At 59.5% G+C, this 23,662-nt stretch carries 27 protein-coding genes and 1 tRNA gene; 15 read left to right on the top strand and 13 right to left on the bottom strand.

Features of this window, described 5'->3' with window-relative positions; all coding sequences use genetic code 11:
• Position 1: 1 nt before the first annotated feature.
• Both KVG87_RS21195 and KVG87_RS21190 read right to left on the bottom strand, forming a co-directional pair.
• A complete protein-coding gene (locus KVG87_RS21195) occupies positions 2-460 on the bottom strand; it encodes a tripartite tricarboxylate transporter TctB family protein (protein WP_016771276.1) in 459 nt (152 codons plus the stop codon).
• Positions 461-515: 55 nt separating this feature from the next.
• Entirely contained in the window at positions 516-1,493 is a 978-nt protein-coding gene (locus tag KVG87_RS21190; RefSeq protein WP_016771275.1) for a Bug family tripartite tricarboxylate transporter substrate binding protein, read from the bottom strand.
• A 444-nt stretch (positions 1,494-1,937) separates the two neighbouring features.
• Between KVG87_RS21190 and KVG87_RS21185 the strand changes: the two genes are divergently transcribed.
• Together KVG87_RS21185 and KVG87_RS21180 are read left to right on the top strand one after the other, a co-directional pair.
• Positions 1,938-2,609, top strand: coding sequence for a response regulator (locus tag KVG87_RS21185; RefSeq protein WP_024011992.1), 672 nt, complete (start codon positions 1,938-1,940; stop codon positions 2,607-2,609).
• The gene (locus tag KVG87_RS21180) at positions 2,602-3,987 is read left to right on the top strand and encodes a sensor histidine kinase (RefSeq protein ID WP_024011993.1); all 1,386 of its coding nucleotides are present in this window, start codon (positions 2,602-2,604) and stop codon (positions 3,985-3,987) included. The genes KVG87_RS21185 and KVG87_RS21180 overlap by 8 nt, the downstream gene beginning before the upstream one ends.
• Before the next feature lie 129 nt (positions 3,988-4,116).
• On the opposite strand, the gene KVG87_RS21175 is transcribed toward KVG87_RS21180, so the two are convergent.
• Complete coding sequence (locus tag KVG87_RS21175) at positions 4,117-4,938, bottom strand: HDOD domain-containing protein (protein ID WP_056783523.1); 822 nt, start codon at positions 4,936-4,938, stop codon at positions 4,117-4,119.
• A 34-nt stretch (positions 4,939-4,972) separates the two neighbouring features.
• Positions 4,973-5,914, bottom strand: coding sequence for a CAF17-like 4Fe-4S cluster assembly/insertion protein YgfZ (ygfZ, locus tag KVG87_RS21170; RefSeq protein ID WP_150742394.1), 942 nt, complete (start codon positions 5,912-5,914; stop codon positions 4,973-4,975).
• Positions 5,915-6,064: 150 nt separating this feature from the next.
• Between ygfZ and KVG87_RS21165 the strand changes: the two genes are divergently transcribed.
• Both KVG87_RS21165 and KVG87_RS21160 read left to right on the top strand, forming a co-directional pair.
• Entirely contained in the window at positions 6,065-6,319 is a 255-nt protein-coding gene (locus KVG87_RS21165) for an FAD assembly factor SdhE (RefSeq protein WP_007911418.1), read from the top strand.
• Positions 6,303-6,755 carry a protein YgfX gene (locus KVG87_RS21160; protein ID WP_217852411.1) on the top strand — a complete coding sequence of 151 codons (453 nt, stop codon included), beginning with the start codon at positions 6,303-6,305 and terminating at the stop codon, positions 6,753-6,755. Before KVG87_RS21165 ends, KVG87_RS21160 begins: the two co-directional genes overlap by 17 nt.
• Here KVG87_RS21160 and nadB read toward each other — a convergent pair.
• Positions 6,724-8,340 carry an L-aspartate oxidase gene (nadB, locus tag KVG87_RS21155; RefSeq protein ID WP_217852409.1) on the bottom strand — a complete coding sequence of 539 codons (1,617 nt, stop codon included), beginning with the start codon at positions 8,338-8,340 and terminating at the stop codon, positions 6,724-6,726. The genes KVG87_RS21160 and nadB overlap by 32 nt on opposite strands.
• Positions 8,341-8,896: 556 nt before the next feature.
• Here nadB and rpoE point away from each other — a divergent pair.
• The 4 genes from rpoE to KVG87_RS21135 all read left to right on the top strand — a co-directional run bounded on the left by rpoE (position 8,897) and on the right by KVG87_RS21135 (position 12,712).
• Positions 8,897-9,478 (top strand): RNA polymerase sigma factor RpoE/AlgU, encoded by a 582-nt coding sequence (gene rpoE / locus KVG87_RS21150; RefSeq protein ID WP_003172477.1) that lies wholly within the window; start codon positions 8,897-8,899, stop codon positions 9,476-9,478.
• A gap of 30 nt (positions 9,479-9,508) precedes the next feature.
• Complete coding sequence (locus KVG87_RS21145) at positions 9,509-10,096, top strand: sigma-E factor negative regulatory protein (RefSeq protein ID WP_008077804.1); 588 nt, start codon at positions 9,509-9,511, stop codon at positions 10,094-10,096.
• 8 nt (positions 10,097-10,104) lie between these two features.
• The gene (locus KVG87_RS21140) at positions 10,105-11,070 is read left to right on the top strand and encodes a MucB/RseB C-terminal domain-containing protein (RefSeq protein WP_056783536.1); all 966 of its coding nucleotides are present in this window, start codon (positions 10,105-10,107) and stop codon (positions 11,068-11,070) included.
• 208 nt (positions 11,071-11,278) lie between these two features.
• Positions 11,279-12,712, top strand: a complete 1,434-nt coding sequence (locus KVG87_RS21135) for a DegQ family serine endoprotease (protein WP_016771271.1) — start codon at positions 11,279-11,281, stop codon at positions 12,710-12,712.
• Between the two features lie 81 nt (positions 12,713-12,793).
• Here the strand turns inward: KVG87_RS21135 and KVG87_RS21130 are convergent, their stop codons facing one another.
• Positions 12,794-14,227, bottom strand: coding sequence for a M48 family metalloprotease (locus tag KVG87_RS21130; RefSeq protein ID WP_076566399.1), 1,434 nt, complete (start codon positions 14,225-14,227; stop codon positions 12,794-12,796).
• A 96-nt stretch (positions 14,228-14,323) separates the two neighbouring features.
• On the opposite strand from KVG87_RS21130, the gene KVG87_RS21125 reads away from it, so the two are divergent.
• Both KVG87_RS21125 and KVG87_RS21120 read left to right on the top strand, forming a co-directional pair.
• Positions 14,324-14,563, top strand: a complete 240-nt coding sequence (locus KVG87_RS21125) for a sulfurtransferase TusA family protein (RefSeq protein WP_041478863.1) — start codon at positions 14,324-14,326, stop codon at positions 14,561-14,563.
• 31 nt (positions 14,564-14,594) lie between these two features.
• A complete protein-coding gene (locus KVG87_RS21120; protein WP_041478862.1) occupies positions 14,595-15,665 on the top strand; it encodes an AI-2E family transporter in 1,071 nt (356 codons plus the stop codon).
• A gap of 119 nt (positions 15,666-15,784) precedes the next feature.
• On the opposite strand, the gene KVG87_RS21115 is transcribed toward KVG87_RS21120, so the two are convergent.
• Positions 15,785-16,258 carry a peroxiredoxin gene (locus KVG87_RS21115; protein WP_217852407.1) on the bottom strand — a complete coding sequence of 158 codons (474 nt, stop codon included), beginning with the start codon at positions 16,256-16,258 and terminating at the stop codon, positions 15,785-15,787.
• A 10-nt stretch (positions 16,259-16,268) separates the two neighbouring features.
• Positions 16,269-16,829: a glycine cleavage system transcriptional repressor gene (locus KVG87_RS21110; protein WP_024012001.1), complete on the bottom strand. Its 561-nt coding sequence runs from the start codon at positions 16,827-16,829 to the stop codon at positions 16,269-16,271.
• Between the two features lie 328 nt (positions 16,830-17,157).
• Between KVG87_RS21110 and dapA the strand changes: the two genes are divergently transcribed.
• The 5 genes from dapA to KVG87_RS21085 all read left to right on the top strand — a co-directional run bounded on the left by dapA (position 17,158) and on the right by KVG87_RS21085 (position 20,853).
• Positions 17,158-18,036: a 4-hydroxy-tetrahydrodipicolinate synthase gene (dapA, locus tag KVG87_RS21105; protein ID WP_016771265.1), complete on the top strand. Its 879-nt coding sequence runs from the start codon at positions 17,158-17,160 to the stop codon at positions 18,034-18,036.
• A gap of 17 nt (positions 18,037-18,053) precedes the next feature.
• Positions 18,054-19,169 (top strand): NlpB/DapX family lipoprotein, encoded by a 1,116-nt coding sequence (gene bamC, locus KVG87_RS21100; protein WP_016771264.1) that lies wholly within the window; start codon positions 18,054-18,056, stop codon positions 19,167-19,169.
• 6 nt (positions 19,170-19,175) lie between these two features.
• Positions 19,176-19,937 carry an MBL fold metallo-hydrolase gene (locus KVG87_RS21095; RefSeq protein WP_024012002.1) on the top strand — a complete coding sequence of 254 codons (762 nt, stop codon included), beginning with the start codon at positions 19,176-19,178 and terminating at the stop codon, positions 19,935-19,937.
• Positions 19,938-19,965: 28 nt separating this feature from the next.
• Positions 19,966-20,679: a phosphoribosylaminoimidazolesuccinocarboxamide synthase gene (gene purC / locus KVG87_RS21090; RefSeq protein ID WP_016771262.1), complete on the top strand. Its 714-nt coding sequence runs from the start codon at positions 19,966-19,968 to the stop codon at positions 20,677-20,679.
• An 84-nt stretch (positions 20,680-20,763) separates the two neighbouring features.
• Positions 20,764-20,853: transfer RNA gene (locus KVG87_RS21085), tRNA-Ser, on the top strand.
• A gap of 111 nt (positions 20,854-20,964) precedes the next feature.
• Here the strand turns inward: KVG87_RS21085 and KVG87_RS21080 are convergent.
• From KVG87_RS21080 to KVG87_RS21060, 5 genes are all read right to left on the bottom strand, one after another.
• Entirely contained in the window at positions 20,965-22,182 is a 1,218-nt protein-coding gene (locus KVG87_RS21080; protein ID WP_217852405.1) for an Arm DNA-binding domain-containing protein, read from the bottom strand.
• Positions 22,179-22,394 (bottom strand): excisionase family protein, encoded by a 216-nt coding sequence (xisR, locus tag KVG87_RS21075; protein ID WP_217852403.1) that lies wholly within the window; start codon positions 22,392-22,394, stop codon positions 22,179-22,181. Before xisR ends, KVG87_RS21080 begins: the two co-directional genes overlap by 4 nt.
• Positions 22,391-22,843, bottom strand: a complete 453-nt coding sequence (locus KVG87_RS21070) for a hypothetical protein (protein WP_217852401.1) — start codon at positions 22,841-22,843, stop codon at positions 22,391-22,393. Before KVG87_RS21070 ends, xisR begins: the two co-directional genes overlap by 4 nt.
• The gene (locus tag KVG87_RS21065) at positions 22,840-23,220 is read right to left on the bottom strand and encodes a pyocin activator PrtN family protein (protein WP_217852399.1); all 381 of its coding nucleotides are present in this window, start codon (positions 23,218-23,220) and stop codon (positions 22,840-22,842) included. Before KVG87_RS21065 ends, KVG87_RS21070 begins: the two co-directional genes overlap by 4 nt.
• A partial coding sequence (locus KVG87_RS21060) for a hypothetical protein (protein ID WP_217852397.1) occupies positions 23,220-23,662 on the bottom strand: 443 nt, incomplete at its 5' end. The genes KVG87_RS21065 and KVG87_RS21060, both read right to left, overlap by 1 nt.

The raw sequence follows: 23,662 nt of genomic DNA, 5'->3' as shown, positions 1-23,662 counted from the left end.
ATCAGTTCTCCAGGACGCTGAGCAGGCCGAGGGGCAGCGGAACATCCATCAAGCGATCGAACAGCAGATAGAGACCAACCGCCATCAGGCTGATGATCACCACGCTCGGCAGCCAGCGGCCGCCATAGAGACGGGCCATCGGTACGCCGGTAATGATGCTGGCCACGATGAAGCCAAGGGGTTCGAAGGTGCCGGCGAACACCAGCAGCAACACCACGCACAGACCGATCTTGGTCAGGGTTTCGCGATCCAGCGGCGGCTCATCCGGGTTGTGTTTGATCGGCGCCGGGCGAAACACCATGTACAGCAGCGCCAGCCCCATCAGGCCGAGCATCAGCAGCGGAAAGGCGCGCGGGCCGACCGGTTCATAGGAAAAAGCCGCTTGGTACGGCCACGCCATCAGTGCCAGGCCGGCACACACCAGCAGTAACACCGAGGCGAAAATGCGTTGAATAAGCATGGGAGCTCCTGTGCTGCGTCCCCGCGTAGGAGACGCAGCCACTAGACAGAGACGATCACTGGATCAGGCCGAACTCTTTGGCCAGCACTTTGTAGTCGGCGACCTGCTTCTTCACGTAGGTGTCCAGTTCCGGGCCGGTCATGGCGAACGGGAACAGCTCACGCTGATCGCGCAGCTTGGCGAACTCGTCGGAAGCCAGCAGTTTGTCGAACGCGTCTTTCCACCAGGCGTAGTCTTCGTCGCTGACTTTTGGCCCGAGGTAGAAGCCGCGCACCACCGGCCAGACGATGTCGTAGCCTTGCTCACGAGCGGTCGGGATGTCCTTCATTTCCGGTTCGTCGAGACGCTTGTCCGAGAACACCGCGAGCAGACGCATGTCACCGCTCTGGATGTGCGGCATGGAGTCGGAGATGTCGGTACTGCCGACCTGGATGTGGCCGCCGAGCAGGGCCGTGGCGATTTCACCGCCGCCTTCGAGTGCCACGTAACGCAGCTCGCGCGGGTTGATCCCGGCAGCCTTGGCGATCAGTGCGGTCTGCATCCAGTCCTGGCTGCCGACGGTGCCGCCGGAGCCGATAACCACCGAGCCTGGATCTTTCTTCAACGCTTGAACGAGATCGTCGAGGGTCTTGTAGGGCGAATCGCTTTTCACTGCGATGGCGCCGTAGCTGGTGCCGACGGCCGCGAGCCAGCGCACGTTGGTTTCATCGAAGCGGCCGAACTTGCCCTGGGCCAGGTTCAACAGCGAACCGCTCGACCACGCCACCAGCGTGCCGGCATCCGCCGGACGTTGCGCCACTACTGCGTTGTACGCCACCGCGCCGACGCCGCCGGGCATGTAGGTCACGCGCATCGGTTTGCTCAACAGCTTCTGGTTGACCAGTGCGCTCTGCACCAGTTTGCAGGTCAGGTCGAAACCACCGCCGGGGGAGGCGGGGGCGATGCATTCCGGACGTTTCGGCTCGGCCATGAGTTGGCCGGCAAACAGCATCGCGCCAGCGGCGAGAGCAACTTTACGCAGTGATACGTTCATTTGAGTCTCCAGAGGAGTTGTTGTTATGGGTGGACCGAATGACCAAAGGGCAACGCGAAAGCCTAGCGGCAGGCGCAGTTTTCTCGCGGCGCGCGCGCAACGACTGAAACAACGGAGGGGATACAGGACTGCGGCGAGAAGCCGACGGTGCAACGGTGGAATCGAGCAAAGCGAGCAGGCATTACAGCCTTGGTGCGCATGGAGGGCATGCTGGGGTACTCCGTTATTGTTCTTATGAGTCGAAAACGCTTCATGGCGTTTTTCGTTGCGCTGTGTGGCAGCAGCGGCGACAGTCGAAACTGTCCGTGGGCCGACTCTAACCGGCTAACCTTTCAACAACCTTTCAATTGTCTTTCACGGTTTTTCGGCTTCACAGCGGCGGTTGCGGCTGTAAACTCCGCGACAAAGCGCGGCGTCGGCCAACCCTGAACGAGGTAAAAATCCATGCGTGTCCTGCTCGTCGAAGACCATTTGCAACTGGCCGAAAGCGTGGCTCAGGCGCTCAAGAGCACCGGTCTGACGGTGGATGTGTTGCACGATGGCGTGGCCGCCGACCTGGCGCTGGGCAGTGAGGAATACGCCGTGGCGATCCTCGATGTCGGCCTGCCGCGCATGGACGGTTTCGAGGTGCTGGCGCGGCTGCGTGCGCGGGGCAAGAACCTGCCGGTGTTAATGCTGACCGCGCGCAGTGACGTCAAGGATCGCGTGCATGGCCTCAATCTCGGTGCTGACGACTACCTGGCCAAGCCGTTTGAGCTGACGGAACTGGAAGCGCGGGTCAAAGCCTTACTGCGCCGCAGTGTGCTGGGCGGCGAGCGTCAGCAGCGTTGTGGCGTGCTGGCTTACGACCTCGATACGCGGCGCTTCACCCTCGGCGACGAACTGCTGACCCTGACCTCGCGCGAGCAGGCCGTTCTCGAAGCGTTGATCGCGCGGCCGGGGCGAGTGATGAGCAAGGAACAACTGGCCGCGCAGGTGTTCGGCCTCGACGAAGAAGCCAGCCCCGACGCCATCGAAATCTACGTGCACCGCTTGCGCAAGAAACTCGATGGCCAGCCCGTGGCCATCGTCACCTTCCGTGGCCTCGGCTATCTGCTGGAAAGCCGCGATGCATAAGCCCAGCAGCCTGCGCTGGCGGTTGCTGTGGAACCTTGGATGGTTGCTGGTGGTGCTGATGCTCGCCAGCGGCTTGAGCGCTTACTGGAACGGTCGCGAAGCCGCCGACACCGCGTATGACCGCACGCTGCTGGCCTCGGCACGCACCATCGCTGCCGGGTTGTCGCAGCGTGATGGCAGCCTCAGCGCCGATGTGCCTTACGTGGCGCTGGACACCTTCGCCTACGACAGCGCCGGGCGCATCTATTACCAGGTCAACGACATTCACCAGAAGCTGATTTCCGGCTACGAAAATCTCCCCGGACCACCGCCCGGCACGCCGCGTACCGACAGCTATCCGGCCCTCGCGCGCTTCTACAACGCGAAGTACAACGGCCAGAACGTGCGTGTGGTCAGCCTGCTCAAAGCGGTAAGCGAGCCGAACATGAACGGCATGGCGGAAATCCGCGTGGCTGAAACCGACGAAGCGCGGGTCAGCATGGCGCGCAGTCTGGCGGCTGACACCTTGTTGCGCTTGGGCATGCTGGCCGTGGGTGCATTGCTGCTGGTGTGGTTCGCGGTGAGTGCGGCGCTGCGCCCGCTGGAGCGGTTAAGAACCGCTGTTGAGGAACGCCAGCCCGACGATTTGCGGCCGCTGCCGCTGGTGGAAGTGCAGCATGAACTCGGGCCGTTGGTGCGCGCGCTCAATCATTTCACCGAGCGTCTGCGCGGCCAGTTCGAGCGGCAGGCGCAGTTCATCGCCGATGCCGCTCACGAGTTGCGCACGCCGCTGGCGGCACTCAAGGCACGCCTGGAATTGGGCCTGCGCTCAAACGAACCGGAAACCTGGCGCACCACCCTTGAATCGTCCGCGCAAAGCACCGATCGCCTGACCCATCTGGCCAATCAGCTGCTATCGCTGGCCCGGGTCGAAAACGGTGCGCGGGCGATTGCCGAGGGCGGCGCGCAGTTGCTCGATCTGAGTCAATTGGCTCGTGAACTGGGCATGGCCATGGCGCCTTTGGCGCACAAGCGCGGCGTGGCGCTGGCGCTTGAAGCGGATGAACCGGTGTGGCTGCGCGGTGAGCCGACGCTGCTCAATGAGCTGCTGAGCAATCTGGTCGACAACGCGCTGGCGCATACGCCATCGGGCGGCAATGTGATTCTGCGGGTCACGGCCCCGGCGGTGCTTGAGGTTGAGGACGACGGGCCGGGCATCCCGCTGCACGAGCGTGATCGAGTGTTCGAACGGTTTTATCGGCGCAATCAGCAGGTTGCCGGTTCAGGTCTGGGCTTGGCGATTGTCGGCGAGATCTGTCGCGCGCATCTGGCGCAGATCACCTTGCATGATGGCGAGCAGGCAGGGTTGAAGGTGCGGGTCAGTTTTATTGCCGGGTAATACTTTTGTGGCAAGGGTTTTTTGTGGCGAGGGGATTTATCCCCGCTCGGCTGCGCAGCAGTCGCGGTTCGGATCGCAGAGTCTAGGGTCGCTTCGCAACCCAACGGGGATAAATCCCCTCACTACAGGTCAGTAGAACATCGACCGCGACTCTTCCAGATCCGCGCAGAACTGCTTGTTCTCCGGGTCAATCCCCAGCTTCCTGAACGCCGGCACGCTAAACGGGTCAATCCGCGCAAACGGATGATCGGTGTCCTTGCGGCAATACAGGTTGGCCACTTGCACGATATCGACGTAATCGATGCGCGCCGAGTCGCGGCTGAAGTCTTGATACAGCAACGGCAAATGCACCAGGCGCTCGGGAAACTCCCAGACCCGCAGCAATTTCTCGCCCAGCAATGGGTGAATCTGCTCGATCACATGGGTCAGGCTGACCGCATCCGAGAGCAGTTCATTGTGGTCTTCGGCGTAAGTCAGAATCGGCAACACGCCAATCTGATGCACCAGTCCGCCGAGTGCCGCCTGATCGGGTTTGAGCTGGGTGTGGCGACGACACAGCGCATAGCTGACGCCAGCGATTTCCAGACTGCTGCGCCAGACTTCGCGCATCTTCTGTTCGACCACCTCGGAGCGGGCATTGAAGATCTGCTCCATCACCAGACCGATCGCCAGGTTGCTGCTGTAGTTGATGCCCAAACGGGTGATGGCGGTGTGCAGGTCTGTGACTTCCTGCGCGGCGCGCAGCAGCGGACTGTTGACCACTTTGATCAGGCGCGCCGACAGCGCGGTGTCGCGGCCGATGACTTTGCTCAGATCGCTGACGCTGATTTCCGGATCCTCGGCAGCCTTGCGAATCTGCAGGGCCACTTCCGGCAACGTTGGCAGAACCAGGTCATCGTTATCGATGGCCGCAACCAAATCCTGTTGGACCTTTTCCGCCAGTTCGCTCATTTGGACTCTCTAGGGTGTTGCAACAATGCTGCGATCAACGCTGGATTTCGCGGTCGCGATCCAGTTCGTAAGGCAGGTCGAGCACGTGCAACGCGGGGCCTTCGAGGGCGCCCAGACGCAAATCACCGGCTTCGGCAGCTTCGGCCTGCAACACGGCCAGGAGTTCAATGTTTCCTTCGGCGTTCGCTGCCAGGACCACTTCGCCAATCGAGCTGTTGTGGCTGGGGGCAAACAGTTGAGTGCCGGGCTCCGGCAACTCGGCCGCGTCGAGGCGCAGGCGGTACAGGCGCCGCTTGAGCTTGCCCAGGTACTGCATGCGCGCAACGATTTCCTGGCCGGTGTAGCAGCCTTTCTTGAAGCTCACCCCGCCGACCGCCTGCAGATTGAGCATCTGCGGGATGAACAGTTCGCGAGTGGAAGGCATGACCTGACCGATACCGGCGCGGATCTGGCCCAGCAGCCATTGATTCAGTTCGGCCTCAGGCAGGGCGGTCGACAGTTGGCTTTGCACGCTTTGCGCCTGAGCGGCAGGCACCCAGAGTTCGGCGCGCTCGGGCGAGACGCGAATTGCGATCAGGCCTTCATTGCGCACAACGCTGTCGGTTTCGGCCGGCAGTGCCAGACCGAGGCTGGTCAGGGCTGCATCGCCATGTGCCAGACCGAAGCGCACCCATGCGGCGCTTTCATCGGTCAGTTTCGATTTGGAGAACACTGCGTACTTTTTCAGGTCGGCCAGTTGCGGTTCCAGCAGTTCGCTGGCCATCGCCATCACCACGCCGTCACCTTCAAGCAGGATGCGGAAGCTCGACTGCATCCGGCCTTTCTGCGTGCAGCGGGCGCCGAGGCTGGCGCGGGTGTCGCTCAGGTAATTGATATTGCAGGTCAACTGGCCTTGCAGGAATTTTCCGGCGTCCGCACCGCGAACCGCGAGTACGCCTTCATGAGACAGGGTGCAGAAAAAAGCAGAATCGGCCATGGGTCATCGCAGGGTAAATAGACTGGGGCACATCATAAGGGGGCAGGGTTGAAATGGGTAGTTGATAAAGGATCACGGGTGCCCGACCAAAGCCGACTGTGCGGCCCGCGCCGGGGCTGTATACTGCCCGGCAAATTCGAGGAGGGCTCCATGGTCGAACAAGTTGAACTGAATCGCCTCTTTTGGCACAGCCGTCGCGGCATGCTTGAGCTTGACGTGCTGCTGGTGCCGTTCGTGCAGGAGGTTTACGCGACGTTGAATCAAGTGGATCGCGATCTGTACGTGCGTTTGCTGACCTGTGAGGATCAGGACATGTTCGGCTGGTTCATGGAGCGCAGCGAGTCGGAAGATCCGGAGCTGCAACGCATGGTCCGGATGATTCTGGATCGTGTCCAGCCCAAGTAATACGTTCGAATGCCGCTGGCATGCCTCACGGCAGTTGCTGGCGGCGTATCTGCTGGCCCAGGCGTTCGCCATGGGCTCGTTGTTTCTGCTGTCGATTCCACTCTGGGCCAGTCTGCTCGGCGCTTGCGCCTGTGCGCTGCACGGTTTTTGGGTGCTGCCACGGCAGATTCTGCTGAATCATCCAAAAGCATTTTGCGGGTTGCGCCGCGACGGCGATGGCTGGCAGGTGTGGAATGAGGCTGATGGCTGGCAAGCGGTGCAACTGCGCCCGGACAGTCTGGCGCTGCCATTGATCGTAGTGCTGCGCTTTCGCCTGCGCGGAGAGTGGCGGGTCAGGTCGATCTGCGTACCACGTGACTCGCAGGCGGCGGATCTGCACCGACGCCTGCGAGTGCGGCTCAAGTTCAGCCGGCGTAGGTGGGCGGCACCAGAATAGTGTCGAGCGCTTCGGGCAGCAGGTCCGGGTAGTCGAGGGTGTAATGCAGGCCACGACTTTCCTTGCGTTCCATGGCTGAGCTGATCATCAACTCGGCGACTTGTGCCAGGTTGCGCAGCTCGATCAGGTCGCGGCTGACTTTATAGTTGCTGTAAAACTCATCGATCTCATCCAGCAGCAGACGCACCCGGTGCTGCGCCCGTTGCAGACGCTTGTTGGTGCGCACGATGCCGACGTAGTCCCACATGAATCGGCGCAATTCGTCCCAGTTGTGCGCGATGATCACGTCTTCATCCGAGTCGGTCACCTGACTGGCATCCCAGACGGGCAGGGCGGTTGGCGCCGCGACGTCATCGAGTTGCGCAAGAATATCCGCTGCTGCCGAACGGGCATAAACGAAGCATTCCAACAGCGAGTTGCTGGCCATGCGGTTGGCGCCGTGCAGACCGGTGAAGCTGGTTTCGCCGATGGCGTAGAGGCCAGGCACGTCGGTGCGACCGTGCTGATCGACCATCACCCCGCCACAGGTGTAGTGCGCAGCCGGGACCACCGGGATCGGTTGTTTGGTGATGTCGATGCCGAAGCCCAGACAGCGTTCATAAACAGTCGGGAAGTGGCTTTTGACGAACGATTCAGGCTTGTGGCTGATGTCGAGATATACGCAGTCGACACCCAGGCGCTTCATCTCATGGTCGATGGCCCGCGCGACGATGTCACGAGGCGCCAGCTCGGCGCGTTTGTCGAAGCGGTACATGAAGCGCTCGCCGTTGGGCAGCTTCAAATGCGCGCCTTCGCCACGCAGGGCTTCGGTGATCAGGAAACTCTTGGCTTGCGGGTGATACAGACAGGTCGGATGGAACTGGTTGAATTCCAGGTTCGCCACCCGGCAACCGGAACGCCAGGCCATGGCGATGCCGTCACCGCAAGCGCCGTCGGGGTTGCTGGTATAAAGGTAGACCTTGGCTGCGCCGCCCGAGGCCAGAATCACGAAACGTGCGCCGTAGGTGTCGACTTCGCCCGTGGCGCGGTTCAGCACGTAAGCGCCCAGGCAACGATCGCCTTCCATGCCCAAGCGGCGCTCGGTGATCAGATCAACGGCCACCCGCTGTTCCAGCAGTTCGATGTTCTCGCGCTCTTTGGCCTGGGCCAGCAAGGTCTTGAAGATCGCAGCGCCGGTGGCGTCGGCAGCATGGATGATGCGCCGATGACTGTGGCCGCCTTCGCGGGTCAGGTGAAATTCGAAACCACCGTCTTCAGTGCCGGACTGTTCGTCGCGGGTGAACGGCACGCCCTGGTCAATCAGCCATTGGATGGCTTCGCGGCTGTGCTCAACGGTAAAGCGTACGGCGTCTTCATGGCACAAGCCGCCGCCCGCATTGAGGGTGTCGTCGACGTGGGATTCGACAGTGTCGGTATCGTCGAGCACGGCGGCAACGCCGCCCTGGGCCCAGAATGTCGAACCGTTGGCGAGGTCGCCCTTGCTCAATACGGCAATGCGCAGATGACCGGGCAAGGTCAAAGCGAGAGTCAAACCGGCAGCACCGCTGCCAATCACCAGAACATCGTGTTGGAACTGTTGGCTCATTTCAGGATTCCGCTCAAAGCGACCCGGGTCGGGGTTGGCGCAAGACAGCTGGATCGGCGAGTCAAGACAGCCACACAGCCCACTAGTATATAGAGGGGTTGGGCGGCACAATAGCCGGGCCCAGATGGCATTGTGAGACTACTGCGCGGTAAAAAGCGCTGTGCTTCGTCGGAAGTTTTTTTGCCGGTTTGGGAAAAAGACACCTGTATCGGCGCTGAAACAGTCTTTTCCGAGCAGGGTTGCGCAATGTCAGGTGGGTACGGCTATAAATAATTGGAACTTTTGCCAAAGGCCCAAGATCAATAGACGGTGCCAGAAACCAGGGACAGTGTCGGCTTCAGTGCGGAATCTGCGTTTGGATTCCTGCCGGCGAAACCGATAACAAGATTATTCGCGCAGCCGGTTTATCCCGCGCTGCGTTTTTCGTGCGTGCCAAATCAGAGCTCGCAGGAAACTTGCTTGGAGGGGGAGAACTTTTGCGAAAAGCCCGAGTCTATGTTTGCAAGTCTGGTCGTTTAGTAATGCAAGTCTCCTCCGGGCTTATCGAGGAGTGTTCATGCTAACCCAGGAAGAGGATCAGCAGCTGGTCGAACGCGTACAGCGTGGCGACAAGCGAGCTTTCGATCTGCTGGTGCTGAAATATCAGCACAAAATTCTCGGGTTGATCGTGCGTTTTGTGCACGACACCCATGAAGCCCAAGACGTTGCTCAGGAAGCCTTTATCAAGGCGTATCGGGCACTTGGAAATTTCCGCGGTGACAGTGCGTTTTATACGTGGCTGTACCGTATTGCCATTAACACGGCAAAGAACTACCTGGTTTCCCGCGGCCGTCGGCCGCCGGATAGCGATGTAAGTTCAGAGGATGCAGAGTTCTACGATGGCGATCACGGCCTCAAGGATCTCGAGTCACCAGAACGTGCATTGCTGCGGGATGAGATCGAAGGCACCGTCCATCGGACCATCCAGCAACTGCCAGAGGATTTGCGTACGGCTTTAACTTTACGTGAATTCGATGGTCTGAGTTACGAGGACATTGCGAGCGTCATGCAGTGTCCGGTGGGTACCGTGCGCTCCCGGATTTTCCGCGCTCGGGAGGCCATCGACAAAGCCCTGCAACCGTTGTTGCAGGAAAACTGAGACAGCGGCGACAGCCAAGAGAGGAACGCCATGAGTCGTGAAGCCCTGCAGGAATCGCTGTCCGCAGTGATGGATAACGAAGCGGACGAACTGGAATTGCGTCGAGTGCTTAGCGCACTGGATGATGTTGATACCCGTGAGACCTGGGCTCGTTACCAGATCGCTCGGGCAGCCATGCACAAGGATCTGCTGCTTCCGCGTCTGGATATCGCTGCGGCAGTGTCCGCTGCGCTGGAAGACGAAACGGCTCCGGCCAAAGTATCCCGCAGCCCATGGCGCAACTTGGGTCGCCTCGCTGTTGCCGCTTCGGTGACCGTGGCCGTTCTGGCCGGTGTTCGCCTGTACAACCAGGACGAAATCGCCGGTGTTGAACTGGCCCAGCAGTCGAACCAGCCTACTCTGGCCACTCCACAGGTCAAAGGTCCGGCAGTTCTGGCTGGTTACAGCGAAAGCTCGGAAGCGACTGGTCCTATGGCTAACGGCGTTCTGCAAGGCCAGCCAGGCTGGCATGATCAGCGTCTGCCAGGCTATCTGCGTCAGCACGCTCAGCAGGCTGCACTCAAAGGAACTGAAAGCGCGCTGCCATACGCACGTGCCGCAAGCCTGGAAAACCGTTAAGGAGGATCATGCGCGCCATCCCTCTACTTTCGCTTCTGCTCAGTGGCTGGTTCATCGTTCCAGCCCACGCTGACGAGGCCCAGGACTGGTTGACCCGTCTGGGCCAGGCCGAGCAGCAGCAAAGCTTTCACGGTACTTTCGTTTACGAGCGCAACGGCAGTTTTTCCACGCACAACATCTGGCATCGCGTCCAGAATGGCCAGGTCCGCGAGCGGTTATTGCAGCTCGACGGTTCGGCTCAGGAAGTCGTGCGCATTGATGGACGTACTCAATGCGTCAGCGGCACCCTGATTGCGGGATTGGGTGATTCACCCAACGCTGCCGCCCGTGCGCTGGACCCCAAAAAGCTGAAGAATTGGTATGACCTTGCCGTCATTGGCAAGTCGCGCGTGGCCGGCCGTGATGCAGTGATCGTGTCGCTGACGCCTCGTGATCAGCACCGTTATGGTTTCGAGTTGCATCTGGACAGGAAAACCGGGCTGCCGCTCAAGTCGTTGCTTTTGAACGACAAGGGGCAGTTGCTCGAGCGTTTCCAGTTCACCAGCCTCGACACGGATGAAATCCCGTCGGACAAGGACTTGTTGGCAGACGCCGATTGCAAGCCGATCAACATCGCAAGCGACAAGGCTTCTGCAGCTAAAACCGTGCAAAACTGGCGTTCGGACTGGCTCCCGCCAGGCTTTGAGCTGACCAGCAGCAGTTCGCACAAGGATGCGCAGACCAAGACCCAGGTCAGCAGCCTGATGTATGACGATGGTCTGGCGCGTTTCTCGGTGTTCCTTGAGCCGTTGAACGGTGCAACCGTCACCGACACCCGCACTCAGTTGGGCCCGACCGTCGCGGTATCCCGTCGCCTGACCACGCCGCAGGGTGAAATGATGGTCACGGTGGTCGGCGAAATCCCGATTGGCACCGCCGAACGAATCGCTCTATCGATGCGTAACAACGATGGCGCTGCGACCAGCAAGCAGTGAGCTGATTTCAGTCATTTCCACTTCGTCGTTGAGACGTCGAAATGTTTGCTGAGCATTTTCATTTGCAAAACCCCTGAAAATTTTTTATAGGTCAGAGCCTCACGGCTCTGGCCTTGTTTGTTGTTCCCGGAACAAAAATGCCGGTCTGTGGTTTCCGGTGTTCCTTTGCTCCATATCGCTTAACCCTGCTCGTCGTAACGGGAGCTGTATGTCGATACCAAGTTTGAAGTCTTATCTTTCCATCTTCGCCACCGTGCTGTTGCTCGGTCAGGCGGTCCCTGCTGCGCAAGCGGCCGATCTGCCTGATTTCACCCAGTTGGTCGAACAAGCGTCGCCAGCGGTGGTGAACATCAGTACCACGCAGAAACTGCCGGACCGTCGGGTCAATCAGCAGATGCCGGATCTGGAAGGCCTGCCACCGATGCTGCGTGAATTCTTCGAGCGCGGCATGCCGCCTCAGCAGCGCTCGCCACGTGGCGATGGACGCCAGCGGGAAGCGCAATCGCTGGGTTCGGGTTTCATCATTTCGCCGGATGGTTACATCCTCACCAACAACCACGTGATCGCCGATGCTGACGAAATCCTCGTCCGTCTGGCTGACCGCAGTGAGATGAAAGCCAAGCTGGTCGGCACCGACCCCCGCTCTGACGTGGCGTTGCTGAAAATCGAAGGCAAGGATCTGCCGGTGCTCAAGCTCGGCAAATCCCAGGACCTGAAGGCCGGCCAGTGGGTCGTCGCGATCGGTTCGCCATTCGGCTTTGACCACACCGTGACCCAAGGCATCGTCAGCGCCGTCGGCCGCAGCCTGCCGAACGAAAACTATGTGCCGTTCATTCAGACCGACGTGCCGATCAACCCAGGCAACTCCGGTGGCCCGCTGTTCAACCTGAACGGTGAAGTGGTCGGCATCAACTCGCAGATCTACACCCGCTCCGGTGGTTTCATGGGCGTGTCGTTTGCCATTCCGATCGACGTGGCGATGGATGTTTCCAACCAGCTCAAGAGCGGTGGCAAAGTCAGCCGCGGCTGGCTGGGCGTGGTCATTCAGGAAGTGAACAAGGACCTCGCCGAGTCATTCGGTCTGGACAAGCCGGCCGGCGCTCTCGTTGCACAGATCCAGGATGACGGCCCTGCGGCCAAGGGCGGCCTGCAGGTTGGCGACGTGATCCTGAGCATGAACGGTCAGCCGATCGTCATGTCTGCCGATCTGCCGCATCTGGTCGGCGCGCTGAAGGCTGGCGCCAAAGCCAATCTGGAAGTGATTCGTGAAGGCAAGCGCAAGAACGTCGAGCTGACCGTCGGCGCAATCCCGGACGAGGACAAGGAGCTGGCAGGTCTGCCGAAATCCGGCGCTGAAAGCAGCAGCAACCGCCTCGGTGTTGCGGTCGGTGAATTGACTGCCGAGCAGAAGAAAACCTACGACCTCAAAGGTGGTGTGGTGATCAAGGAAGTGCAGGACGGTCCTGCGGCCCTGATCGGTCTGCAACCGGGTGACGTGATCACCCACCTGAACAATCAGGCCATCGGCTCGGCCAAGGAGTTCACCGACATCGCCAAGGCGTTGCCGAAGAACCGTTCGGTGTCGATGCGCGTGCTGCGTCAGGGCCGTGCCAGCTTCATCACCTTCAAACTGGCTGAATAAGCCAGCAACAAGGTAAAAAAGAAACCGCCTCGGAAGAGGCGGTTTTTTTGTGTCTGAAGTTTTTGTCTTGTCGGGAAAGACTCAGCCCATCATGTCCTTGATCATACGCTCCTGCTCCATCAGCTCACGCTGGCGGGCATCGATGCGCGAGGACAGCGGGAAGTTGTTGCCAGCCTTGCGCTTGGCGAAGTCCAACTGCTGAATGGCCTGGCGGTAATCGCCGACCAGCGCAAAATACTCGGCTCGCGCCTGGTGCAGGCCGATGATGTTGCCCGACAAGCCACGGGTTTCAGCAACCTGATACCAGACGTCCGGATCATCCGGGCGGGACTTGAGCAGGCTGTCCAGCGCCTTCTCGGCATCGGCGGCGCGATTCTGTTTCAACAGCAGATCGACACGCACCTGATTCAGCGGATAGTTGCCCGGGAACTGCGTGAGCATGCGGTCGACCCGTGACTGCGCATCGGGCAGGCGATTGTTGGTGATGTCCAGATCGACCTGAGCGAGGTTGTAGATGATCTCGTTCGGCGACTTGGCCAACAATTGCTTGAGATTTTCGCGGGCTTCGTTGAGCTGGCCACCCTTGATTTGCGCGATGGCGAGGCCGTAACGCGCCACATCGTTTTTCGGGTTCTCATCGAGCAGGGCGCGGAAACGCTTGGCGCCCAGCCCCGGGGTTTCTTCATAGATCAACTGCACCCGCGCGCGAATCAACTGGTAGCGCATGCTGTCTTCGATGCCGCCCGGTTTCGCCTGCTCGGCGCGGTTGCGGGTATCGGCGATACGCGATTCGGTAACCGGGTGAGTCAGGAGGAATTCCGGCGGCTTGGCGTCGAAGCGGTACTGGCGCATCAGGCGTTCGAACATGGTCGGCATCGAGCGCGGATCGTAACCGGCCTTTTCCAGGTTGAGGATGCCGATGCGATCCGCCTCCTGTTCGTTTTGTCGCGAGAAGCGCCGTTGTTCCTGCAACGCCGCAGCCTGGGTGCCAGCGATGGTGGCGATGCCGGCATCACCGCCGCCGGCCGCCGCAATGACAATGCCGGCCAGCAACGCGGCCATCATCGGCACCTGCATTCTTTGTGAGGCTTCCACCCCGCGAGCAAAGTGGCGTTGCGACAAGTGCGCCAATTCGTGAGCGAGCACCGAGGCGTACTCACCCTCGGTCTGGGCGTTGAGGAAAAGACCGCCGTTGACCCCGACCACGCCGCCCGGCGCTGCAAAGGCGTTGAGTTGTGGGCTGTTGATCAGGATGAATTCCAGGCGTCGGTCGGAGACCTGACTGGTCTCGACCAGCTTGTAGACGCTGGATTCGACGTAATCCTTAAGCTGCGGATCGTTGAGCTGGGAAACCTGACTGCGCAGCATGGCCAACCAGGCGCGGCCGAGCTGGTATTCCTGTTGCGGCGAGACAATGGCAGAGCTGGCGTCGCCGAGTGACGGCAGATCGTCGGCAAAGCCTGGTGAGGCGAGCAGGCAAGCGAGCGTCAGCAGGGTAGGGCGCAGAAAAGTCATGCACAAAGCCTTGGAGGACAAAGACCTTACTGTAGCCGGACACCGAAGCCGCGACCAGATATTCTAGGCAGCTCGACAACGAACCGGAGTGACGCAATGACTGACGCTGTAGCCCATGACGTGGAACTGGACGCCAGTGGCCTGAACTGTCCGTTGCCGTTGCTCAAGGCAAAAATGGAACTCAACAAACTGCACAGCGGCGCTGTGCTCAAGGTGATCGCCACCGATGCCGGCTCGCAACGCGACTTCCGTACCTTTGCCAAACTCGCCGGTCATGCGCTGTTGCGCGAAGAAGACGAGGCTGGCGTCTACCGATACTGGTTGAAAAAAGCCTGAAGCGCCGCGCCTAAAATCGAAGGGATTATTGATGTTCAAAGTGTTACGCGACTGGATTCAGCGCTACTTCTCCGATGAAGAAGCCGTGGTGCTGGCGGTGCTGCTGGTTCTCGCCTTCACCGCCGTGCTCACCCTCGGCGGCATGCTTGCGCCGGTATTGGCGGGGATGGTGCTGGCGTATCTGATGCAAGGCCTGGTGGTGACGCTCGAGCGACTGCGCGTGCCGGGCGGCGTGGCGGTGGGGCTGGTCTTTGCGCTGTTCATGGGCGCGCTGATGCTGTTTATCGTCGTGGTGCTGCCATTGCTGTGGCATCAGTTGATCACGCTGTTCAACGAGTTGCCGGGCATGCTCGCCAAGTGGCAATCGCTGCTGCTTCTATTGCCCGAGCGCTATCCGCATCTGGTGTCTGACGAGCAAGTCCTGCAAGCGATCGAAGCGGCGCGGGGCGAGATTGGCAAGTTTGGTCAGTGGGCACTGACTTTCTCGTTGTCGAGTTTGCCGCTGCTGGTGAACATCATGATCTACCTGGTACTGGTGCCGATTCTGGTGTTTTTCTTCCTCAAGGATCGGGCCATGATCGGCGAGTGGGTGCGCGGCTATCTGCCTCGCGAGCGCGCGCTGATCACCCGCGTCGCCCAGGAAATGAACCGGCAGATCGCCAATTACATACGTGGCAAAGGCATCGAGATAGTGATCTGCGGCGGCGTGACCTACATCGCCTTCATCGCGCTGGGCCTGAACTACGCGGCGCTGCTGGCGTTGCTCGTCGGTTTGTCGGTGGTGGTGCCGTATGTCGGTGCGGTAGTGGTGACCGTGCCGGTGCTGCTGATTGCGCTGTTCCAGTGGGGCTGGAGCGATCAGTTCATCTACCTGATGGCGGTCTACGGAATCATTCAGACGCTGGACGGCAACGTGCTGGTGCCATTGCTGTTTTCGGAAGCAGTGAATCTGCATCCGGTCGCAATCATCTGCGCGGTGCTGCTGTTTGGCGGATTGTGGGGATTCTGGGGTGTGTTCTTTGCGATCCCGCTGGCGACGCTGTTCAAGGCTGTGCTCGATGCGTGGCCGCGGAAGGAGCCGGTGGTGGCGCCGTTGCTTTAGATCGGGGTGAGGCTTTTGGCCTCATCGCTGGCAAGCCAGCTCCCACAGGTTTTGTATGTGCTGAACCCTGTGGGAGCTGGCTTGCCAGCGATGGCGTCGGTGACGACGCAGCAAAAACATCAGGCTTTATTCAGAGCCTCAGCCGCCCCCAGCACGGCATCAACATGCCCCGGCACCTTCACACCACGCCATTCCTGACGTAGCACACCGTCCTTATCAATCAGGAAAGTGCTGCGATCAACGCCCAGGTATTCCTTGCCATAGAGCTTTTTCAGCTTGATCACGTCGAACAGCTGGCAAACCGCTTCGTCCTTGTCGCTGATCAGCTCAAACGGAAATTCCTGTTTGCCTTTGAAGTTTTCGTGCGACTTCAAGCTGTCGCGGGAAATGCCGAAGACTTCGGTGTTGGCAGCCTTGAATGCCGCATATTGATCGCGAAAGCCCTGGCCTTGAGTGGTGCAGCCCGGGGTGCTGTCCTTCGGGTAGAAGTAGATCACCACTTGCTTGCCCTTGAGTTCGGACAGGCTGACGTTCTGCCCGCTGGTCGCAGGCGCGGTGAAATCCGCAACCGGTTGGTCGATGACAACGGCCATGAAAGCTTCCTTACATTGGGTTTTGTGGGCGCCAAGGCTCGATCAGGGCATCCAGGTTCATCGCGTCGGCGAAATCGAGGAACTGATCGCGCAGCCAACTGATCTGGGTGTTGGCCGGCAGGGTCACGGTGAACGTGGCGTTGAGCATGGTGCCGCCGGTCTGGGGAGCCTGGTAAGTGTCGCAGGTGAGGTTTTCCAGTTCGACGTTGTGGTCCATGAAGAACTGGCACAGCTCATTGATGATGTCCGGGCGATACGCCGAGCTGACGTAAGCCACGTAAGGCAGCGCCTGCGGGCGATTTTCCAGAGCGGCGCTGCGCACCACGTTGACGGTGAAAGCGTGACGCTTGGCCAGCAATGGCAGGCTGCCTTCGAGGCGCGCGAGGGCGTCCCAGCTACCGGAAACTTCCAGCACCAGAGCGCTGCACTCGCCGTGGCGGGTCAGGCGAGAGGTGACGACGGCGCAGCGGTTTTCATGGCTGGCGCGGCACAGGACGTTGGTCAGCTCCATGGGGTTGGCGCCGAGGGCACTGATGACAAGGAATTGTTCGCGAACTGTGGGGGTGGACATGCAGCATTCCTAAAGCGATGAGCGGTCGGTAGGTCGACGGGCGTTGGTGGCCGGGCGTGCCTGTTCTGGCGGTCCGTATAAAGAGCCCCGGCCAGCGTTCGCGGCTCGCTCCACTGTGCGGGAGCGCGTCGATGCGACGCAGGAACGGGGCCTGGGAGGCCGAAAGGGGAGGCTGAAACCCGGCGTACAAGCTGATCTGTACCGATCAAAGTCTGAAGGGTAGCGAAAAGCGGCGCCAAGGGGAATGGCGGCGGCGCAGTACTTCGCTTGTGCAAGCATCTTGGCGCCAGTACCATTACCGCTCTCTTTTTCCGGCAGGAGCGGTTTCATGATTGCGGGCAGTATGGTGGCACTGGTCACTCCCATGGATGCACAAGGGCGTCTTGACTGGGACAGCCTCAGCAAACTCGTGGACTTCCACCTCAAGAACGGCACCCATGCCATCGTCGCCGTCGGTACTACCGGCGAGTCGGCCACCCTTGATGTAGAAGAGCACATCGCCGTCATCAAAGCCGTGGTCAAACAGGTTGCCGGGCGCATTCCGGTCATCGCCGGCACCGGCGCCAACTCGACCCGCGAAGCCGTCGAGCTGACCCGCAACGCCAAGGCCGCCGGCGCCGATGCCTGCCTGCTGGTGGTTCCTTATTACAACAAGCCGACCCAGGAAGGCCTGTACCAGCACTTCAAGCACATCGCTGAAGCGGTCGACATTCCGCAGATTCTCTACAACGTTCCCGGCCGCACCTCCTGCGACATGCAGGCCGAGACGGTGATTCGCCTGTCCACCGTGCCGAACATCATCGGCATCAAGGAAGCCACCGGCGACCTCAAACGCGCCAAAGCGATCATCGATGGCGTGAGCAAGGATTTCATCGTGCTATCCGGCGATGATCCGACCGCTGTCGAGCTGATCCTGCTGGGCGGCAAAGGCAACATCTCGGTCACCGCCAACGTCGCCCCGCGCGAAATGGCTGACCTGTGCGAGGCCGCGCTGAAGGGCGACGCCGATACCGCACGCGCGATCAACGAAAAACTGATGCCGCTGCACAAGGACCTGTTCATCGAAGCCAACCCGATTCCGGTGAAGTGGGCTTTGGTCGAAATGGGCCTGATGCACGAAGGCATCCGCCTGCCACTGACCTGGCTGAGCACCCCTTGTCATGAAACGCTGCGCTCGGCCCTGCGCCAGTGCAACGTCCTGGTTTAATTGAGGAAGTACAACGCATGAAGCGAATGGCCGGACTTTCCGCACTTGCCTTGATTATCTCCAGCACCAGTGGCTGCGGATGGGTCTGGGGGCCGGAAGGTTATTTCCGCGACCGTGGAAGCGATTACCTGCAAGCGCAACAGACTGCACCGATGCAATTGCCACCGGATGTGAGCACTGCCAAACGTCTCGATCCGCTGTTGCCGATCCCGCGCAACGTGGCCGATGACACCGCGACGGGCGAATACGTCGTGCCGCGTCCTCAGCCGCTGTCGGCGGTTGCCGATGCCACGGATTACTCGCTGCAGAAGAGCGGTGATTCGCGTTGGGTCGTGGCCCAGCACCCACCGGCCGAAGTCTGGCCAGTGGCGCTGCAGTTCTTCCAGGACAACGGTTTCCGTCTGGATGAACAACGTCCGCAGACCGGTGAATTCACCACCACCTGGCAGCACTCCGACGAGCTGTCCGCTTCGATGGCCAAGCGCCTGAGCGCGGCCGGTATCGCCAGCGACAGCGAAACCCGCGTGCGCGTGCGTATCGAGCCGGGCGTGCAGCGCAACACCAGTGAGATCTACGTGGTCAGCGCCGAGCGTCCTGCCGGCAGCACGGCCGACGTGGCCTTCACCAACCGTTCGGTCAACACTGGCCTGGACGCTGCACTGGTCGACGACATGCTCGCGAGCATGAGCCGCACGTCCGAGAAGGGCGGTTCGGTGTCGATGCTGGCCTCGCGTGATTTCGATGCGCCGAGCCGTGTCAGCCTGAACGAAGACGGCAGCGGCAACCCGGTGTTGAACGTCGGTACCGATCTGGACCGCGCCTGGTCGAGCGTCGGCCGTGCGCTGGAACAGGGCGAATGGCGCGTTGAAGACATCAACCGCAGCCTGGGCCTGTACTACATCAACCTGGCCGAAAAAGCCGAGAAGAAAGACGACAAGCCTGGCTTCTTCAGCAGCCTGTTCGGCAGTGCGCCGAGCAAGGAAGAAGTCGAAGCCCGCGCCGAGCGTTATCAGGTTCGCCTGAGCAAGGTGGGCGAGAACATCCAGGTTACCGTCGAAAAGAACATCAACACCGTCGCGCCGGCCGATGTCGCGCGTAAAGTGTTGAGCGTGATTCAGGACAACCTGGGCTGATCCGATATGCGTTTTGCCGTTCTCGGCAGCGGTAGCCAAGGGAACGGCACGCTGATCGCCAGTGCTGATACGTACGTGCTGGTGGATTGTGGTTTTTCCCTGCGGGAAACCGAAAGACGTCTGTTGCGCCTGGGTGTGCACCCGGCGCAACTGAGCGCGATACTCGTGACCCACGAACATGCCGACCACGTGCATGGCGTGGGTTTACTGTCTCGGCGCTACAATCTGCCGGTCTACCTCAGTCGCGGCACGCTGCGCGGGATGCGCAAACCGCTTGAACCGGCAGGTTTTCTGGCCGGCGGCGAGCAACTGCAGATCGGCGCACTGAACGTCGGGGTCATTGCCGTGGCCCATGACGCGCAGGAGCCGACCCAGTACGTCTTCAGCGATCAGGAACAGCGGCGCTTCGGCCTGCTGACCGACCTGGGGTCGTTCTGCGAGCGGGTGCTGGATGGCTATCGGGACCTCGATGCATTGATGATCGAGTCCAACCATTGCCGCGACATGCTGGCCCGTGGTCACTACCCGTACTTTCTCAAGCAGCGGGTGGGCGGCGAACGCGGACATCTGAACAACCATCAGGCGGCATTCCTGGTGGCCGAGTTGGGCTGGCAGGGTTTGCAACACCTGGTGCTGGCCCATCTGAGCAGCAAGAACAACCTGCCGCAGCTGGCCCGGCAATGTTTTGTCGACACCCTCGGGTGCGACCCGGACTGGCTGCAACTGGCCGATCAAGATTCAGGGCTCGACTGGCGCCACATCGCCTAGCCCACCTACTTAGCAAGCGGAGCCCATCATGGAAAAACGTGAAGAACTCTACCGCGGCAAAGCCAAATCGGTTTACAAGACCGACGACGCTGACCGCTTGATCCTGTTGTTTCGCAACGACACTTCGGCGTTCGACGGCAAGCGCATCGAACAGCTTGATCGCAAAGGTATGGTGAACAACAAGTTCAACGCCTTCATCATGCAGAAACTCGAAGCGGCCGGCGTGCCGACCCAGTTCGACAAACTGCTGGGCGACAACGAATGCCTGGTGAAGAAGCTCGACATGATCCCGGTGGAATGCGTCGTGCGTAACTACGCCGCCGGCAGCCTGGTCAAGCGTCTGGGCGTCGAGGAGGGCATGAAGCTCAACCCGTACACCTTCGAACTGTTCTTGAAGGACGACGCCAAGGGCGACCCGTTCATCAACGAATCCCACGTTGTGGCGTTCGGTTGGGGCACCGCCGAGCAACTGGCGCGCATGAAGGAACTGTCGCTCAAGGTCAACGAAGTCCTGAGCAAACTGTTCGACGACGCCGGCCTGCTGCTGGTCGACTTCAAGCTTGAATTCGGCGTGTTCAGCGACGGCTCCATCGTCCTCGGCGACGAGTTCAGCCCGGACGGCTGCCGTCTGTGGGACAAGGACACCAAGAAGAAGATGGACAAGGACCGCTTCCGCCAGGGCCTCGGTGACGTCATCGAAGCCTACGAAGAAGTCGCCGCTCGTCTGGGCGTACCGCTTTAATCGACGCAAGCATCTGATAGCACGGAAAAAATTTCGTTTGGGGGGTTCGCAACCGACGAAAGTGTTGTTATGATGCGCGCCGTTGGAGAGATGCCAGAGTGGCCGAATGGGACGGATTCGAAATCCGTTGTACCTTCACCGGTACCTAGGGTTCGAATCCCTATCTCTCCGCCATTATTGAACAAGACGAAGCCCCCGTAATCATTTCTGATTACGGGGGCTTTTTCGTTTCTGTGAATTCATTTAGGGCATTTCTAGGGCATAAACCTTGCCCGACATGCCGCTCTAGTCCTGTCTAAACCCCAGCATTTTTGACACAACACCCGCCATGCTCTTGGTGTCTTTGGGGATCCACCTCCCATAATGTTTTCTCACCATCGTTGTGTCAGCGTGTCCAAGCTGCCTCGCCACCCATTCAACGGGGACGTAGCTAGACAACATCTGGCTGGCGAAAGTGTGACGACATTGATTGGCGCCCCGGTGCCGGACTTCTGCCATTTTCAGATGTGCAGTAAACCAGTTGCTGAGGGTTTTGCCGCTCCATAACAAGCCGCTGGTGGAGCTACGGAAAAGAAATCTGACTTTCATCTTTTTGGATGTGATGTTGTCGCGCTGAATTACGGTGATTTCCTCTGCTGGCGCGTCTTTAGCTGCAGCAACAATCTCTCGCATCAGCTGCAAAGCTGGATCGATTAGCTCGATCACTCTAACTCTAGAGCGTTCCTTCGGTACCTTGAACTCCCCGACAACCAATGCGCGCCGAACTTGCACTAGGCCTGCTTCAAGATCGATATCTTCGACAGCGAGTGCGATAAGCTCGGACAGAGAGAGACCAGCCCAACAGTTGAACTCAATCATCCTGCTATCGGGTCTGCGGGCGGGATCTGCTTTACCAATTAGATCAATCTCAGTGCGAGTAAACGGGTCAGCGTGCTCAAGATCGACGTCCGACCCCACATTGCTAACCCTGTCTAGCGGATTGGATTTAAGAATGCCGTCGCCAAAAGCGTCACCCCAGACGCCCCGTACTACAGTGAAAATGTCATTTACGGTTTTCGGGGAAAGACCTTGTTTCAGTAGATGTGCTTGAAAAAGCTCTAAATCGCTCTTGCTGATATCGACGATTCGGCGCCTGCCAAACTTGGTCTCCACGTGTTTTGATTTGCTCACGTAATTGACGACGGTGCTAGATGCTTTAAGCGCCCTTTGAACCTCCAGCCAGCGGTCGATGCCTTCTTTGACTGTACGCTTTAGGGAGGGGCCGCCTGTGCCCGTGAACATGGCGGCCCTTGGTGAGTTGGGAAAGTGAGCCGCATAATCGAAGCGGCCCTCTTTAATCTCCGCCAGGATGGTGCGCCGTTTGTTGTCGGCATATGCAATTGCGGCTTTGTTTACTTTCGAGATTCCTTCGAGAGGTTCTCGGCAACGTTGGCCGTTGAAGATGAACCAAATGCGTAATTGCTTGCCATTCATCTCGACGCCTGTAGGCATCTTGTCAGTCATAGTTGGCCTGCCATCCACTTTTCAATCGCCTCCTTGTTGTAAACAAGCACGTTCGCTGGGTCCGTTCGATAGTGCTTCCCTTCTAGCCAAATCCCACGGGACCGGTACTTACGAACTGCTTCCGTGCTTAGTCCAAAAACTGGATACAGTAGGTCCTGCCGAAACCAAGCGCCTGGAGAAATGTGGAAATCAATTTTTTCTGCGGCGCTCATGCTTTCACTCCTTTTAGCTGAATGCCTCTCATGTCATCGGGTTCTTTTTCAGTCACCAGGCGTTTTGCCATATGAAGCGCTTGATTTTGTAGAGATCTGGCGTCGCGCTCGAGCTTCTTGCCGGTACGAAAGGCGCAGAAGGTCTCGGCCGCGACCCGCAGCATCTCGCCGATGGCGACCAGCGTCTGGCGCTCGGCCGGTCCGAAGAGCGGAGCTGCTTCAAGTCGTTTGCAGGCTTGTGCCAGGCGCGTGTAATCGGCTCGGATGAACTGCAGAGAGGACTGAAGCTCTCGGATGGTTTTGGCACTTGCGGCGCGCTGGATGTCTTCACCCTCGCGTAGGCCGGTCTTTCGTCCATCGCTGCGGCCCATGATGTAACCGCCCCAGACAAGCAAGGCGGCTAAAACTATCAGGATGACGAGTGCGCCGATTTGTATTGGGGTCATCATGTGGTGTGCTCCTGAGATTGTTGTTGGCTGGTGGTGACAGCCGTCAGTGATGTGGGGGCGACATTGCGTTGGCCGTCCTGTTGGCGCTGCATGTGTTCATCGGCCTTGTAGGCGCGGATGTCGATCAGCGAGGCAACGTGGCGGATGTGCGCGTACTTCAGCGCTTTACGACTGGTGTCCAGCGTAGTGATCGGCAGCTGAATTCTGCCGCTCTGGATTTCCGCCACGAAGGACTGTTCGTTGAGGTTGCGAAAGTACTGCTCGCGCACTTTTTCCAGGGGGACCAGGACGTCGCCGAAGATGCGGTAGAGCAGTTCAACAGTGGCTGACTCCGGTGCAGCGTGCAGACGAAGTGGGTTCTGGTTAGCGGCTGTCATTAGCTTATCCACGTCCTGACTGTCGTTCTGAGGTTGAGCACTGCCTCTTCAGCGGTGCCTCCATGCCTCGATATGTATTTATTGCCAGCCTGGGCCCCTGCGTTGGTCAGCAGCATCGTGAGCGAGGCACGCCAGTCGAGTTCCGTCTTGCGAATGTTGAATGCAAAATCCCCGTGGTCGAACGTCGGAGTCGCATTGAGTAACTCAGCAATGGTTTCTAGCTCCATTGCTTCACGCTGCAGCTCCATTAGCTGGTACTGCGTCCAGTCTGCCTTGATCTCAAATCGCTCCTCCAATTGTGCAATCGCGGCAATTTGAGTGATCACCTCGTGAATCTTGTGACGGCTACGCTGCTTTGCGGGCGTGCATAAAAGGTCAATGAGGTACTGATCCATCAGATGGTTATTCATGTGTTCTTTTCCTTTTGGAGTAAGCCCATGCA

The sequence above is a fragment of the Pseudomonas siliginis genome, assembly GCF_019145195.1.
Taxonomy (GTDB): domain Bacteria; phylum Pseudomonadota; class Gammaproteobacteria; order Pseudomonadales; family Pseudomonadaceae; genus Aquipseudomonas; species Aquipseudomonas siliginis.
The sequence above is the reverse complement of the archived record's forward strand: the minus strand, read 5'-3'. Positions and strand labels throughout refer to the sequence as shown.